At 53.2% G+C, this 14236-nt stretch carries 15 protein-coding genes; 8 read left to right on the top strand and 7 right to left on the bottom strand.

The window, feature by feature from the left end; genetic code table 11:
* Window positions 1-8 precede the first annotated feature (8 nt).
* The 4 genes from V4835_RS13870 to V4835_RS13855 are packed head-to-tail and all read left to right on the top strand — an operon-like array spanning window position 9 to window position 4715.
* Entirely contained in the window at window positions 9-2537 is a 2529-nt protein-coding gene (locus V4835_RS13870; protein ID WP_331412512.1) for a fimbria/pilus outer membrane usher protein, read from the top strand.
* Between the two features lie 10 nt (window positions 2538-2547).
* Entirely contained in the window at window positions 2548-3495 is a 948-nt protein-coding gene (locus V4835_RS13865) for a fimbrial protein (RefSeq protein WP_331412511.1), read from the top strand.
* Between the two features lie 20 nt (window positions 3496-3515).
* Window positions 3516-4022 (top strand): fimbrial protein, encoded by a 507-nt coding sequence (locus V4835_RS13860; protein WP_331414131.1) that lies wholly within the window; start codon window positions 3516-3518, stop codon window positions 4020-4022.
* 51 nt (window positions 4023-4073) lie between these two features.
* The gene (locus tag V4835_RS13855; RefSeq protein ID WP_331412510.1) at window positions 4074-4715 is read left to right on the top strand and encodes a helix-turn-helix transcriptional regulator; all 642 of its coding nucleotides are present in this window, start codon (window positions 4074-4076) and stop codon (window positions 4713-4715) included.
* 65 nt (window positions 4716-4780) lie between these two features.
* Here V4835_RS13855 and fdhF read toward each other — a convergent pair whose 3' ends face one another.
* The 4 genes from fdhF to ycgZ form a co-directional block, all read right to left on the bottom strand.
* Window positions 4781-6931, bottom strand: a complete 2151-nt coding sequence (gene fdhF / locus V4835_RS13850; protein ID WP_331412509.1) for a formate dehydrogenase subunit alpha — start codon at window positions 6929-6931, stop codon at window positions 4781-4783.
* A gap of 191 nt (window positions 6932-7122) precedes the next feature.
* Complete coding sequence (locus tag V4835_RS13845; RefSeq protein ID WP_045327084.1) at window positions 7123-7401, bottom strand: biofilm/acid-resistance regulator YmgB/AriR; 279 nt, start codon at window positions 7399-7401, stop codon at window positions 7123-7125.
* 29 nt (window positions 7402-7430) lie between these two features.
* On the bottom strand, window positions 7431-7751 hold the full coding sequence (locus tag V4835_RS13840) for a hypothetical protein (protein ID WP_063142931.1): 321 nt from the start codon (window positions 7749-7751) through the stop codon (window positions 7431-7433).
* 4 nt (window positions 7752-7755) lie between these two features.
* Window positions 7756-7995 carry a regulatory protein YcgZ gene (gene ycgZ, locus V4835_RS13835; protein WP_029739771.1) on the bottom strand — a complete coding sequence of 80 codons (240 nt, stop codon included), beginning with the start codon at window positions 7993-7995 and terminating at the stop codon, window positions 7756-7758.
* A 338-nt stretch (window positions 7996-8333) separates the two neighbouring features.
* Here ycgZ and V4835_RS13830 point away from each other — a divergent pair, with 338 nt between their 5' ends.
* Together V4835_RS13830 and V4835_RS13825 are read left to right on the top strand one after the other, a co-directional pair.
* Window positions 8334-9554 carry a diguanylate phosphodiesterase gene (locus V4835_RS13830; RefSeq protein WP_063142932.1) on the top strand — a complete coding sequence of 407 codons (1221 nt, stop codon included), beginning with the start codon at window positions 8334-8336 and terminating at the stop codon, window positions 9552-9554.
* A 188-nt stretch (window positions 9555-9742) separates the two neighbouring features.
* Window positions 9743-10471, top strand: a complete 729-nt coding sequence (locus V4835_RS13825) for a MerR family transcriptional regulator (protein WP_331412508.1) — start codon at window positions 9743-9745, stop codon at window positions 10469-10471.
* Between the two features lie 161 nt (window positions 10472-10632).
* On the opposite strand, the gene V4835_RS13820 is transcribed toward V4835_RS13825, so the two are convergent.
* Genes V4835_RS13820 through V4835_RS13810 form a run of 3 tightly spaced genes read right to left on the bottom strand, consistent with a single transcriptional unit; the run spans window position 10633 to window position 11890 of the window.
* Window positions 10633-11124, bottom strand: coding sequence for an Hcp family type VI secretion system effector (locus V4835_RS13820; RefSeq protein ID WP_331412507.1), 492 nt, complete (start codon window positions 11122-11124; stop codon window positions 10633-10635).
* Complete coding sequence (locus tag V4835_RS13815) at window positions 11125-11394, bottom strand: hypothetical protein (RefSeq protein WP_331412506.1); 270 nt, start codon at window positions 11392-11394, stop codon at window positions 11125-11127.
* A complete protein-coding gene (locus V4835_RS13810) occupies window positions 11366-11890 on the bottom strand; it encodes a DUF2778 domain-containing protein (protein ID WP_331412505.1) in 525 nt (174 codons plus the stop codon). Before V4835_RS13810 ends, V4835_RS13815 begins: the two co-directional genes overlap by 29 nt.
* A 470-nt stretch (window positions 11891-12360) precedes the next feature.
* On the opposite strand from V4835_RS13810, the gene sufA reads away from it, so the two are divergent.
* Together sufA and sufB are read left to right on the top strand one after the other, a co-directional pair.
* On the top strand, window positions 12361-12729 hold the full coding sequence (gene sufA, locus V4835_RS13805; RefSeq protein WP_008500631.1) for a Fe-S cluster assembly scaffold SufA: 369 nt from the start codon (window positions 12361-12363) through the stop codon (window positions 12727-12729).
* An 8-nt stretch (window positions 12730-12737) separates the two neighbouring features.
* Window positions 12738-14228, top strand: a complete 1491-nt coding sequence (gene sufB, locus V4835_RS13800; protein WP_331412504.1) for a Fe-S cluster assembly protein SufB — start codon at window positions 12738-12740, stop codon at window positions 14226-14228.
* The last annotated feature ends 8 nt before the right edge of the window (window positions 14229-14236 follow it).

Below are 14236 nucleotides of genomic sequence, written 5' to 3'. Positions count from 1 at the left end.
TAATGATGATGGCGACGAAAACTAAAAAAATGCAGCCTGCGCGTTTGGCGCTCTGTATCGCCTTTGCGCTGATTAATGCAATGCAGACTGTTGATGCCCGTGATTCGTTCAATGCCGAACTGGTTGAACTGGACAACCCGGGCACGGGTAAAGCTGATTTATCCGCTTTTGAATCAGGTTCGCAGGCACCAAGGAAATACCACGTTGACATCATCCTTGACGACCAACTCATCGAGACAAGCGATATTGATTTTACCTCAGTAAAAGGTGGGGAAGAGGGCGATAGCCTCCAGCCGTGCCTGAGTATTGAGCAGCTCAACAAATGGGGCGTTAAAACCGCGCTTTTTCCCGACTTAGCCAGCCAGGGAGCGTCCTGCGTCAACCTGCAGGCGATCCCTCACGCCAGCACGGATTTTCAGTTTGCCGCGCAGCGGCTGGTTATCAGTATTCCTCAGGCCGCGATTGACCTGCCTGCCAGAGGGTATGTCCCGCCAGAACAATGGGATGAGGGGATCGCCGCCGCGATGCTGAACTACAGCCTGAGTGGCGCAAACACTTGGGCGAAACAGAACGAGAGTAAAAACACCAACAGTCAATATGCCAACCTGCGCCCGGGTCTTAACGTTGGGCCGTGGCGACTGCGAAATTACACCACCTGGTCGCGGGATGAGAGCGGTCAGGACAAATGGGATACCGTCTATACCTATGCGCAGCGGGCTATTATTCCGCTCAAAGCGCAGCTCACCCTGGGGGATAGCCCCGCGCCAGCCGACGTATTCGACAGTATGCCGTTTCGCGGCGGACAGCTGGCTTCGGATGATGACATGCTCGCGGATTCGCTGAAAGGCTATGCGCCCGTGGTGCGGGGCATCGCGCGTACCAATGCGCAGGTAATTGTTCGCCAGAATGGCTACCAGATTTATCAGACCTACGTGGCGCCGGGCGCTTTTGAGATTACCGATATGTACCCTACGGGCGGCGCGGGGGATCTGGACGTCACCGTTAAGGAAGCTGACGGCAGCGAGCAGCATTTCACTCTGCCTTATGCCTCATTACCGGTTTTGCAGCGTGAAGGGCGTCTGAAATATGCGGTGACCGGAGGGCAGTATCGTTCTTATAGCAGCAGCGTTGATAAGACCCCGTTTGGGCAAATCACCGGGATTTATGGGTTGCCGTATGGCCTCACGCTCTATGGCGGGCTGCAGGAGTCGAGTAAATATCAGTCGATCGCTACCGGGCTTGGGAAAAACATGGGGGATTTCGGCGCGATTTCTGCGGACATGACCCAGGCCTGGTCCACCCCGCAGGGCGGTGAGAAATCCAACGGCCAGTCCTGGCGGGCGCGATACAGCAAGAGCATTGTGGGGACCGGAACCCATTTTTCGATTGCGGGCTACCGCTACTCGACCAGCGGTTACTACGGCATGCAGGAGATCCTTGATTCGTACGGCGACAGCTCCGCGCTTCAGGACCGACGCCGCAACCGGGCCGAGCTGACGATGAGCCAGACGCTGGGCGGTAATCTTGGCTCGCTGACGCTGAGCGCGGCCCGTGAAGACTACTGGAATTCGGGTAAAACGATGGCGTCATACAGCCTGGGTTACAACAACTACTGGCACAACATCAGTTACGGTCTCACCTGGACCTACAGTAAAAACGGCAGTGCGGGTTCATACGATGACAATAAACGGTACGACAAAGATCGGCTGCTGGCCTTTAACGTCAGCATTCCTCTGGAGAAGTTTTTGCCGCAGACCTGGGCTAACTATGGCGTGAGCACCAGCAAGAATAACGGCACCACCCACAACCTCGGTCTCAACGGCGTGGCGCTGGAAAACCACGCCCTGAACTGGAACGTGCAGCAGGGATACGGGTCGGACGGCGTTGGCTACACGGGCAATATGAATGCTGATTATAAGGGAACCTACGGCGAAGCGACGGCGGGCTATAGCTACGACAAAAACAGCGAGCGTCTTAACTATGGCTTACAGGGGGGCATTCTCGCTCACAGAGAGGGGCTAACGCTTTCACAGCCTCTGGGTGAGACCAATGTTCTGATTAGCGCGCCGGGCGCGCGCGGCGTCGATATTCGCAATCAGCCGGGGGTCAGAACGGATTACCGCGGATATACGGTGGTCAGCAATCTCTCCGTATACCGTAAAAATGACATCACCCTTGCTCCGGAAAGCCTGCCGGATGATGTTGAGCTGGATATTAATACCCGGACGGTGACGCCGACGCGCGGCGCGATCGTTTTAGCCGACTATAAGGCGAAGGTGGGGCGACGGGCGTTATTTAATTTACTGCATAACGGCCAGGTTGTTCCCTTTGGCGCAACGGCAAGCCTGAAAGACGCCGACGGCAGCAGCGTTATTGTTGGCGATAGAGGTCAGGCTTATCTCACCGGTCTGGACACTCAGGGAATCGTCTTCGTCTCGTGGGGAGCGGAAAGCGATCGGCAATGCCGCGCACCGTACGTGCTTTCCCCGCAGCCTTCGGCAGGCGGAATTACCGAAATTAACGTCAATTGTCTTTAGGGTTTTTAAAATGCGCTTAATTAACATCATATTCCTGCTGTGTATCGCCGCAGGCTGGAACAGTGCTCATGCAGGAACCTGCACGACGATTACGCCACAGGAATCAACCTTGTCCATCGGCACGATTACGGTTCAGCGCGACGTTGCCGTTGGGACCGTATTATTTTCGCGAAACGCAACGTTAACCGGTTCCTATTTAACGGGGTGTGCCAATCCATTAATGCTGGGCTTTAGCATGCGCTACCTTAATGCGACACTAAGCACCTACGGTAATCATGTATATAACACCAATGTAAACGGAATAGGCGTGCGCTTTTCATCGGGTAATTATTTTGAAAATCCGACCAATACCTTCTCCTATAACGCGCAGTCGGATTATGTCGAATGGTGGGGCGGTAAGATAGAACTTATCGTTACCGGGCCGGTTGCGTCGGGGTCGCTGACGCCGGGCGTGCTGGGCGTGGTGATGCTGCAGGGCAGTGACGGCGTTTATCGTGATGGCCTGACGACCACCCTGTTGGGCGGAACCATTAACGTACTGGCCTGCAATATTACAACACCGCAGCTGACATTTCCGATAGGTGATATTTCTGCCGCAGTTTTTGGCTCAACGGTAGGCACCACACCGGCGGGTGCCCAAAATACGCAGAATCTGGGGCTGAACTGCGATGCGGGAGCTAACGTCAACGTGTCACTCAGCGGCATTCAGAACCCGGACGTAGCAACAACGAGCGTGCTCGCGCTGACGGGGCAGGGTAATACCGGCACGGCGAAAGGGGTTGGCGTTCAGTTGCTCTATAACGGTACACCTCTCACTCTCAACACGCGTCTGCCGTTAAAACTCGCGGCGGGCGGCCAGGAAGCATTCCCTTTAACGGCGCGTTATTACCAGACGCAAACGACGGTTGAACCCGGCACCGCAAATGCGTCAGCAACCCTAAATTTGACCTACCAGTAAAGGGGATGACGATGAATATAATGCGCACGGCAGCGTTCATCGCGGCGGCAGTAATAAGCGGCAATGTTATTGCCGCGGATAGCGTTAACGTCAGCGTTACCGGCAATATTGTTGCCTCTCCCTGCGTATTTAATGGGGGCAATACCAGTCTGGATATTAATCTCGGCAATATTCAGGCATCCAATATGGCCACGCCGGGGTCGACCTCCGAGCCTGTGCCTTTTAGCCTGCTGTTTACCCAGTGTCCGGCAGGCACGCGCAGCGTTACGGTCTCCTTTACCGGCAACCCCGATCCCGTCGCGGGGACGAGTTACTACATGAACAGCGGCTCGGCCACAAACGTCGCGATTGCGATGAGCGAGGCCGCAACCGGTGCGTTAAAAGGCACGGGGACAACCATTACGCAGACTATTGCGGCAGACAGAACCGCGACGATGGCCATGCAGGCGTTAGTCAAGTCTGTCACAGGCGGTGCGACGCCGGGGAGCATCAGTGCCGTCGTGGTCATGACGATGCAATACAACTGAGCGGCATGCGCGTTGGTTGTCCTTATTGATATGCAGATGTCGGTAATTGTTATGTTGAATATTCTGATTAAAGAACCGGATTCTTTTTTTAAAAATGGCCTGCAATATTTTCTTGTGGATTTCTTCCTGCATAATTTCAGGCACCATATTCATTTTGATACTGAGCTTACTTATGACAGCGTCAGTGGCGCGGATATTATTATTCTCGCTTTATGCCCTGGGGAAACGCTGACCTGTATTCCTGAATTAAAAGCGCGAAAAAAAGGGATTGTGATTGGGCTGGTGGACGATGAGCGGCGTTTTTCCGCATTTTCATCCTGTTTTCAGGATATGATGTTCATCTCCCGCCGCGCCCCGCTTGGCCAGGTTAGCGAGATGCTCTTTATTGCCTGGTACCGTACGCAACTGCCGGGATATCGCTGGCAGCATAAAGGCTGTTTCGAGTGCGAGCATAAAATACTTTCGCCGCAGCAGATCCGCGTCACGGTGAATTTTTACAGAGGGTTATCGGTAGGGCAAATTGCCGATGTGCTCAGGACGAGTGATAAAACCATATTCACGCATAAGTATTTGCTGATGCAAAAATTCGATCTGCGCAGTGATTATGAGCTTATGGCGCTCATTCACAGGATGGTCGAAAAAAATGCCTACCCGAACAAATTGCGTGACCATCTGATCGGTTACGACGGATAAGCGGAAGAGGCGGTGGGGGACGTCGTTTAGTTGTGGGGTGGCGGTTACGCCACCCGACATTTTCTTTAGACATTCACGGCGCTAATCAGCCGCGACTTCATGGACTGATACGCCGACGCCGCAAAATCCTCCGCCCAGCGCTGGTCCTCAATCGCCTCCAGCTGCACCGCGCAGTACTTCGTTTCCGGCGTTTTGGAGATGGGATCGAGATTGTCCTGGGTCAGCTCGTTGCAGGCGCCAATCCACCACTGATAGGTCATATAGACGGCCCCGGCGTTGATACGCTCGCTAATGCTGGCGCGGGTAATCACTTTGCCGCGACGCGAACGCACCCAGACCAGCTGTCCGTCAGTAATGCCCAGTTTTTCCGCATCGGCAGGGTGCATTTGCACCCGACCCGGCTCATCGGCCAGGCTTTGCAGCGCGGCGCAGTTCCCGGTCATCGAGCGGCAGGAGTAGTGCCCCACTTCACGTACCGTACACAGCACCAGCGGGAAGTCCGCATCCGGGGTTTCCGCCGGCGCGCGCCACGGTGCGGCAAAGAGCTGCCCTTTACCGGTTGGGGTGTCGAACTGATTGTCTTTGTACAGGTACGGCGTTCCCGGATGATCCAGCGTCGGGCACGGCCACTGCACGTGGCCCATCTCGCCCATTTTTTCATACGTCACGCCGTAGAAGAGAGGGCACAGCTCGCGCATCTCATCCCAGATCTGCTGGTTGGAGTCATAATGCATCGGGTAGCCCATCTCGGTGGCGAGCAGGCTGATAATCTCCCAGTCGCGCTTCACGTTGCCGCTGGCCTCAATGGCTTTGCCAAAACGCTGGAACCCGCGATCGGCACAGGTAAAGACGCCGCCGTGTTCACCCCAGGAGGTGGCAGGGAGCAGAACGTCCGCCACTTCTGCCGTTTTGGTCATAAAGATGTCCTGAACCACCACAAAGTCGAGCGCCTCAAAACCGCTGCGGACGAGACCAAGATCGGCTTCGGTCTGAAGCGGATCTTCCCCCATGATGTAGTAGGCCTTGACCTTGCCTTCCAGCGCCAGATGAGGCACCTCGGTAATCCGCGTCCCGACCCGATCGTCCATTTTATTGACGTCAATCCCCCAGGCCTCGGCGAACTTCTGCCTGACCGCCGGATCGGTCACATCCTGATAGCCGGGGAACATATTCGGCAGAACGCCCATATCGCAGGCGCCCTGTACGTTATTCTGACCGCGCACGGGCCCGACGCCGACGGCGGGTCGGCCCAGGTTACCGGTCAGCAGCGCCAGGCTGGAAAGCCCTTTGACCACATCCACAGCCTGACCAAACTGTGTCACGCCCATCCCCCACATCACGGTGGCGGAAGGGGCCGCCGCGAAGGTGCGCATCGCCTGACGAACGTCGCGGGCGGGAATGCCGGTAAGATGCTCAACCTTCTCTGGCGCATAGTCTTTCACCGTCTGGCGGTAGGCCTCCAGCCCCTCCGTAAACCGCGCCACGTAGCTTTTGTCGTAGAGCTCCTCTTCCAGCAGCACGTAGCCAAAGGCGTTCACCAGCGCCATGTTACTGCCGTTTTTCAATTGCAGATGCTGGTCGGCGATGCGCGCCGTTTCAATGCGCCGCGGATCGCAGACGATAATTTTTGCGCCGTTTTCACGCGCTTTCAGCACCCGGCGGGCGACGATAGGGTGGGAGTCCGCGCAGTTATAGCCAAACACCAGCAGGTATTTTGAGTTTTCAATATCGTTGATTGAGTTGCTCATCGCGCCGTTGCCGAGGGTTTCCTGTAAACCGGCCACGGAAGGGCCATGACAGACGCGCGCGCAGCAGTCCACGTTGTTGGTGTTCAGCACCGCGCGGGCAAATTTTTGCATCACATAGTTTGTTTCATTGCCGGTTCCGCGGGAGGAGCCGGTGGTCATGATCGACCGAGGCCCGTGCTGCGCTTTAATGCTGCTGAGCCTGTGGGCGGTGTAGCGGATAGCCTCTTCCCAGGTAACGGGGGTGAACGCCTCGCCTTTGTGGTAGCGGATCATTGGCTGAGTCAGGCGCGGTGTGAGCAGACGGGTATCGTTGAGGAAGTCCCAGCCGTAAAAGCCTTTCAGACACAGGGTGCCCTGGTTTGTGACGCCCTCTGCCGCTTCGGCACGGATGATACGGTTATTTTCAACGACAAGGTTTAATTTGCAGCCTGCACCGCAGTAGGGGCAGACGCTGGCGATCTTTTTCATCAATAACAGACCTGTTAAGAAATGAAGCAAAGTTGACTGGAAAACCCAGTCCCGTAAGCAGAGGTAAGCAGGAACCGTGCCAGGTTGTCTTTGCTGGTTTTACAGGGTGTTACGCGGGAAAGGCGCGTGTCATCGTCAGGCTGTTCGTCAGTTTTGACGATGACACGTTAGGGGGCGTTAAGCGCAGGAGCTTACAGATCGTCCATCGTGTAACCCACCACGATTTCCAGAGTCTTACGAATCACATCCGCCTGAACCACGTCGTGGGTGGCTTCCAGCGTCTGAATGAGCCAGAGGATGATCGCTTTGTTGGACAGATGGCCTTCAGAAGCCAGAACACAGCGTACTGCAGTAGAAAAAACAGCGGACTCTTCAGCAAAACGATCGCCTGCGTGACGGAAATACTCCGACAGCGCACTGTCTAAAAAAGCAGAGTGGAATTCGGGTTGAAGCTGAATATTTTGTCTCATTTGTTCTCACCGTAGCTGTTAAATTGCAGTCAATGTATTTTTTTGGGGTCGGACGGTTTTCCACTTCCAAATAACGGCACTACATTGTCTCTGTTATCGTTGAGAGGTCCCTCTCTGTTCGTTCGTCCTTGCGCGGTTCTGCGACGTGTAAAGGCGATGCTGTTTGAGCCGATGTCGGCAATCACCACCGCAAGTGTCTCCCGCCGCCGGGGATCCTTTTCATGTTCTTTCATGCTCCGCAGACGCTGTAGCAATCCTTCGGTTGTCACTGGCCCCCGCTCTTTCAGAAGAGAAAGAACGGCTTCACCGATAAGCGTGTCGATCAGTCGGTCTGCGTCACTGCTATTCATCACGTTACCGTTCGAAGAGCAGACCAAGCAGCATGTGGTAATGCTCTTCCTCTTCTGGCCCATCGGCTCTTTCGAGGCGGCTGAGCAGTTTGGTACAGAGCGATTTGCGATTCAGGTTCCGCCCGTCGCTGAGAATTTCGACAACCACCTGGCCCAGCGTCTCCTGCTGGGTAGGAAGCGCGGCCTTTTCGAAGTACTGTGCGATCGCTGCTGCGGAATCTGTGGCGTAACCTTTCTGCTGCATGTTTCGCTCCTGTAAAATTTTGTAATCACTAACGTTACAATTAAGGTATACACAATTGCTAAATCTGTACATATAAAATGTACAGATTTTTAATATTTTTATGATGTATTTTATAAATTACTTTATTTTCATAGTGTTGCTGGTGTGTCATGAATCGGTAACGTTACAGGATATATTGTACAAAAAGGTCTGGTACGGGTAAGTTGTACAGCACAGAAAAATGTTTCATTAACCACCGTAAATGATTGAGATGTAAATTATTTGTCAGGCAATTAATGTGCTATAAATGATCCTTATCCACCTTTTTTGTGGCCAAAACCCTAACCGCCAGGAATCGCATGCTCACAACCATCATTTACCGCAGTCATATCTGCGAGGACGTTCCGGTGAAGGCGCTGGAAGCAATGGTCGCTGCTGCAAATAGTAAAAACCGGCAATCCAACGTCACGGGGATCCTGCTGTTTAACGGCACACATTTTTTCCAGCTGCTTGAAGGGCCAGCGGAACACGTTTCTGCCATCTATGAGCAGATCTGCAGCGACGCGCGGCACCATAACGTGGTGGAGCTGATGCGCGACCACGGGCCCGTCCGACGGTTTGGCAACGTGGGCATGGAGCTTTTTGACTTGCGCCACTTCGACAGGGACGAGGTGCTGCAGCAGGTGCTTAACAGGGGGACGACGCGCTATCAGCTGACGTATAACGACCGCCCGCTGCAGTTTTTCCGCACCTTTGTCGAAGCCACGGAAAAAGCGAACTATTTTGAACTGCCGCCTGCGGATTCCTGGGAGTTTGTTCGCGAAGAAACGCGCCTGTCCGCGCAGCCCGAGGTGGTCGCGAAAGGGGCGGATTGCAGCTTTGCGTTCCAGCCGATAGTCGATCCGTTTATGCAGCAGGTGGTCTCCTGGGAGGCGCTTATCCGCACCCCTGACGGCGGCTCGCCTGGCGTCTATTTCGCTAACCGGCCGCGTGACGAGGTATATGCGTCTGATTTGCAGAGCAAGCAGGTGGCGCTTTCCATGGCCAGCGCGCTGGGGCTACAGGACCAGACGTTATCCCTTAACCTGCTGCCCATGACGCTGGTCAACATTCCCAACGCCGTGGATTTCCTGCTCACCGCGATTGAAGCAAATGGGTTTGTGCCCGAGCAAATTGTGGTGGAGTTTACAGAAAGCGAAGCCATTTCCCGTTTTGATGAATTCACGGATTCGGTCAGGCAGTTAAAAAGCGCGGGCATCAGCGTGACGATCGATCACTTTGGCGCCGGTTTTGCCGGGCTACAGCTGCTGGCCCAGTTCCAGCCGGACAGAATTAAGATTAATCGCGATCTTGTCGCGAACGTGCATAAAAGTGGCCCCCGGCAGGCCATTATTCAGGCGATTATCAAATGCTGCTCCTCGCTTGAGATCCAGTTCTGCGCGGTGGGGGTAGAGAAGGCGGAAGAGTGGATGTGGCTGGAGTCCGCGGGGATTTCCCAGTTCCAGGGGCATCTTTTTGCCAGCCCGCGACACGGCGGTATTCCCGCGATTGCATGGCCGGAGAAAAAGTTCGACTTCTGATAAAGCTGTACACATTCCGGCAGACTTAACTGTACGAATGACAAATTTTATACAACAATGTATTAACAGGTGGATGGGAAAGAACCCCGTTCACCCGTTCAAAATGCGGTCTTAGTTATACAAATGGTGTGTACAATCTGATAAGGTTGGTGCAGTTAGGTATGGAAGTTCTGAGCGTGAGGGAGTTAATGGCCTATTACAGTATCGGCGAAGTGGCCGAACGATGCGGTATCAACCCCGTTACGCTGCGTGCCTGGCAGCGCCGTTATGGATTGTTGAAACCGCAGCGCAGCGAAGGGGGTCATCGTCAGTTTGACGATGAAGATATCCTGCGCATTGAAGAGATCAAGCGCCTGATGAAAAGCGGCGTTTCGGTCGGAAAAGTCAAAGCCTTGCTGGAAAACAAAGAAGTATTGACTCAGGGCAACTGGGTCTCGTTCCAGGAAGAGATGATGACCGTTCTCCGTTACGCCAACCCGGCAAAGCTGCGCGCCAAAATCAGTGAATTCCGTCGCGATCACGCGATAGACGCGCTGATTGACAATATTATCTCTCCCGTCCGTCAGCGAATGAATCAGGATCAAAATACCGTGCGTCACATGGCGAGCCTGTTTGACGGCGTACTGATCGAATTCGCCATTGCAAGCCTGGCGGAGTCCCGCAAAAAAGCCGGTAAAGACGCGCTCCTGATTGGCTGGGAATGCGATGACCGCACCCACCTGTGGCTGGAAGCCGCGCGCCTATCGCAGAAGGGCTGGCACATTGACGTCCTGGCGGAACCGATTGATTCGCCGCGTCCTGAACTCTTCCCTGGGCAAAAAATCTTCGTCTGGACGGGGAAATCCCCAACGCCTCGCCAGCAGGAACAGCTCGACCACTGGCGTGAACAGGGGTTTGCTGTTTCATTTCATCACTGATCGCCATAGGCCTTAAGGGCCTTTTTTTGTTTTTGTCACTTCCGGAGCAAAAGTTAACTGTGCATGTTTAATGGGCAGAGGCTTCATCAGGAGCGTGAAAGCATGAGCACCATTCCCAGATAATTCAAAAAAGAATAGGAAGCGGTGCTCCTTATTATTACTCAGCTTGTACGGCGCTCATTCCATGCATCTGAAAATTGAATATTACCGTCAAGAATTCTCCAGGTGATTTTTTCATATTGAATGCTGACACTTTCAATGTGATTCATTTTATCGTTTCCCGCCAGCTTAACATTCGGAACGCTGCAGTGGACGCCTGTTAATTTCACATTCTCCATAATAACGGTATAGTAGCAAACCTCCTGGCCTGCATCATTAATGTGATAAAACCTTATTTCTGCACTTTTCAGCGTCTGCCCGGTTGCTGCAGCCTTGTAAAGATATGGTGTAGAGCTATCAACTTCTTTTTCAATCATCATGGATGAGTGCTGGCGGGTGCCGGTGATTTTGCCGTTTGCGCTATCAACAGGCAAGTTGATACCGTGGCTCAGACCGATAATTTCAATACTTCCTTCACGATCTTGTACGTCAACAGAACCTTTGATATCTGCACCGCCATCGTCTTTAAGCCACATATAGGGAGGTATAGGCATTTATATGTTCCTTATTTTTTTGATTAAATTCATCGTTAAAATGTAAATAGGGATGATGATAATTAGTATTGTAAGCCAGTCAATAAATGAGTAGGCGTCATACATTGATTCTGCATTCTCATTTCCGATGATAATCATTGCTGTTGTTCTGGCTAAATCATAGTTAATATATAGCTCAGGGCCTGGTAGCATATGACCGACAATGAATAATAAAATGAGAAAATAAATAATTCTACTTGCCCTACGAGCAAGGTTTTTTAATGTAGCCACCAGCAACTACCTCCACCCATCCCCGCGCCATTAGTGATCGCATGCATGGAACCTGAATAAGCGATGTACTCATTAGCGCGTTATGAATCATCGCAAAATCAGACATGTTGGCGATAGTTATGCATCCTTTTGAAACTGTACCGGGATGTAGTCGGAAATTTCCACGTTTTACGCTTTCTATCCATGTGTAATCATCAATACTCCAGTCATCACGCCACAAAGCAAACCAGTCAGATTTTCCAAAAGCATTTCGGCCAATAATTCTGTTAGCTTCATCGTGAATCTCCTCTTTTTTTTGCGAAAACCAGTTTCCCTCCCTGCGATCTACAATCCAGTATTTCCCTGGGGGAATAGGGCCAGTATTTGCGATATGTCCGCAACTGGCATTGTTTCTGTTGGCCCCCAACCCGGAGTGCGCCATGAACACGCCCACCCCATACAGATCGAAAGGCGAGTAATCTGCGCCGTTCAGAATCATCTTTCCCTGTAACGCCATATGACACCTAATTTCCCTTAAGTATGTATGGTTAATGCTACAGCGATTAATAATGTGATCCAGAGTGAGTGTATGATTTTCAGAAAAAGACTCGCATTATCAGGTTATCTATTGCTGAGAAGCATTTTTCTGCTGCGCAACTGAAGCGTAGGCCTTCTTACAGCGTGCCAAATCGCATCTGTTAAATTGAGTTTGCGGCAATCAAGGTAGCTATCTCAAAAATAGGCATTTCCGATGCATATTTTACTTTTCTCCTCTCTGTCATAAATACCGTGACAAAATGCATTATTAATCAATGCATTGAACAAATACATCCATCCTGACTGCATCCTGCCATAAGGTCTATGCTTAATAAAAGTAGGCAAAAAGGGCGGTTTAGCCGAATGCCCCTGCTGACAGAGGGTTGAAGTGATAATCGTTATCACTAACATGGTGTTATGCCCTGATGGCTTATCAGATGAGGTGGACCTATGGAACTGCATTCAGAAACCTTTAATCCTGCCGATTTTGCCTGGCGCGGTTTAACGCTCACGCCTGCAGCGGCGGCACATATTCACGAGCTGGTGGCGAAAAAGCCCGAGATCCTCGGCGTGCGTTTGGGCGTCAAACAGACCGGCTGCGCAGGTTTTGGCTACGTGCTCGATACCGTCACCGAACCCGAGAAAGATGACCTGGTGTTCGAGACTGACGGCGCGAAGCTGTACGTCGCGCTGCAGGCCATGCCGTTTATTGACGGCACCGAAGTGGACTACGTCCGCGAAGGCTTAAACCAGTTATTCAAATTTCATAACCCGAAAGCCCAGAACGAATGCGGCTGCGGCGAAAGCTTTGGGGTATAGGCGGTACTATGTCTCGTAATACTGAAGCAACGAGTGAAGTAAATACCTGGAGCGGTGGGCACCTCAACTATAAAGAGGGGTTCTTCACCCAGCTGCAGACCGACGAGCTGGCGAAAGGCATCAACGAAGATGTCGTGCGGGCGATCTCGGCGAAACGTAACGAGCCGGAGTGGATGCTGGAGTTCCGCCTGAGCGCCTTCCGCGCCTGGCTGGAGATGGAAGAGCCGCACTGGCTGAAAGCGCATTATGACAAGCTGAACTATCAGGATTACAGCTACTACTCTGCGCCGTCCTGCGGCAGCTGTGATGACACCTGCGCCTCGCAGCCCGGCGCGGTGCAGCAAACCGGTGCGGAGAACAGCTTCCTCAGCAAAGAGGTGGAAGAAGCCTTTAACCAGCTGGGCGTGCCCGTGCGTGAGGGGAGAGAGGTGGCGGTGGACGCCATTTTCGACTCCGTCTCGGTGGCGACCACCTACCGCGAGAAGCTGGCAGAGCAGGGGATCATTTTCTGCTCCTTCGGCGAAGCGATTCACGATCATCCGGAGCTGGTGAAAAAGTACATTGGGACAGTGGTGCCCTCTAACGACAACTTCTTTGCAGCGCTCAACGCGGCGGTAGCCTCTGACGGCACCTTTATCTATGTGCCGAAAGGCGTGCGCTGTCCGATGGAGCTTTCCACCTATTTCCGCATCAATGCCGAAAAAACCGGCCAGTTCGAACGCACGATTCTGGTCGCGGATGAAGGCAGCTACGTCAGCTACATCGAAGGATGCTCTGCCCCGGTCCGCGACAGCTACCAGCTGCACGCGGCGGTGGTGGAGGTCATCATCCACAAAGATGCCGAGGTGAAATACTCCACGGTGCAAAACTGGTTCCCGGGCGACGGCAATACCGGCGGCATCCTGAACTTCGTCACCAAGCGCGCGCTGTGCGAAGGCGAAAACAGCAAGATGTCGTGGACCCAGTCTGAAACCGGCTCTGCCATCACCTGGAAATACCCGAGCTGCATCCTGCGCGGGGATAACTCCATCGGAGAGTTTTACTCGGTGGCGCTGACCAGCGGCCATCAGCAGGCCGATACCGGCACCAAGATGATCCACATTGGTAAAAACACCAAATCCACCATCATCTCGAAAGGGATCTCCGCCGGGCATAGCCAGAACAGCTATCGCGGGCTGGTGAAAATCATGCCGACCGCCACCAATGCGCGAAACTTTACCCAGTGTGACTCGATGCTGATTGGCGCAGACTGCGGGGCGCACACCTTCCCGTACGTCGAGTGCCGTAACAACACGGCCCAGCTTGAGCACGAGGCGACGACGTCGCGGATTGGGGAAGATCAGCTCTTCTACTGCCTGCAGCGCGGGATCAGCGAAGAAGACGCCATCTCGATGATCGTTAACGGCTTCTGTAAGGATGTGTTCTCTGAACTGCCGCTGGAATTTGCCGTTGAAGCCCAGAAACTCCTCGCCATTAGTCTTGAACACAGCGTCGGTTAAGGAAAGCA

Source organism: Enterobacter cloacae complex sp. CARB60, from assembly GCF_036487345.1.
Taxonomy (GTDB): Bacteria; Pseudomonadota; Gammaproteobacteria; order Enterobacterales; family Enterobacteriaceae; genus Enterobacter; species Enterobacter asburiae_D.
Note: the sequence above shows the minus strand (reverse complement) of the source record. Positions and strands in the feature narration are given on the sequence as shown.

Excerpts from the sequence above, each read along its gene's own strand:
- V4835_RS13865 (WP_331412511.1), top strand. The coding sequence starts at position 2,548 with ATGCGCTTAATTAACATCATATTCCTGCTGTGTATCGCCGCAGGCTGG.
- V4835_RS13860 (WP_331414131.1), top strand. The coding sequence starts at position 3,516 with ATGCGCACGGCAGCGTTCATCGCGGCGGCAGTAATAAGCGGCAATGTT.
- ycgZ (WP_029739771.1), bottom strand. The coding sequence starts at position 7,995 with ATGCAGCAGAAAGGTTACGCCACAGATTCCGCAGCAGCGATCGCACAG.
- V4835_RS13845 (WP_045327084.1), bottom strand. The coding sequence starts at position 7,401 with ATGAGACAAAATATTCAGCTTCAACCCGAATTCCACTCTGCTTTTTTA.
- V4835_RS13855 (WP_331412510.1), top strand. The coding sequence starts at position 4,074 with ATGTTGAATATTCTGATTAAAGAACCGGATTCTTTTTTTAAAAATGGC.
- V4835_RS13870 (WP_331412512.1), top strand. The coding sequence starts at position 9 with ATGGCGACGAAAACTAAAAAAATGCAGCCTGCGCGTTTGGCGCTCTGT.
- V4835_RS13830 (WP_063142932.1), top strand. The coding sequence starts at position 8,334 with ATGCTCACAACCATCATTTACCGCAGTCATATCTGCGAGGACGTTCCG.
- V4835_RS13810 (WP_331412505.1), bottom strand. The coding sequence starts at position 11,890 with ATGGCGTTACAGGGAAAGATGATTCTGAACGGCGCAGATTACTCGCCT.
- fdhF (WP_331412509.1), bottom strand. The coding sequence starts at position 6,931 with ATGAAAAAGATCGCCAGCGTCTGCCCCTACTGCGGTGCAGGCTGCAAA.
- V4835_RS13825 (WP_331412508.1), top strand. The coding sequence starts at position 9,743 with ATGGCCTATTACAGTATCGGCGAAGTGGCCGAACGATGCGGTATCAAC.
- sufA (WP_008500631.1), top strand. The coding sequence starts at position 12,361 with ATGGAACTGCATTCAGAAACCTTTAATCCTGCCGATTTTGCCTGGCGC.
- sufB (WP_331412504.1), top strand. The coding sequence starts at position 12,738 with ATGTCTCGTAATACTGAAGCAACGAGTGAAGTAAATACCTGGAGCGGT.
- V4835_RS13820 (WP_331412507.1), bottom strand. The coding sequence starts at position 11,124 with ATGCCTATACCTCCCTATATGTGGCTTAAAGACGATGGCGGTGCAGAT.
- V4835_RS13840 (WP_063142931.1), bottom strand. The coding sequence starts at position 7,751 with ATGAATAGCAGTGACGCAGACCGACTGATCGACACGCTTATCGGTGAA.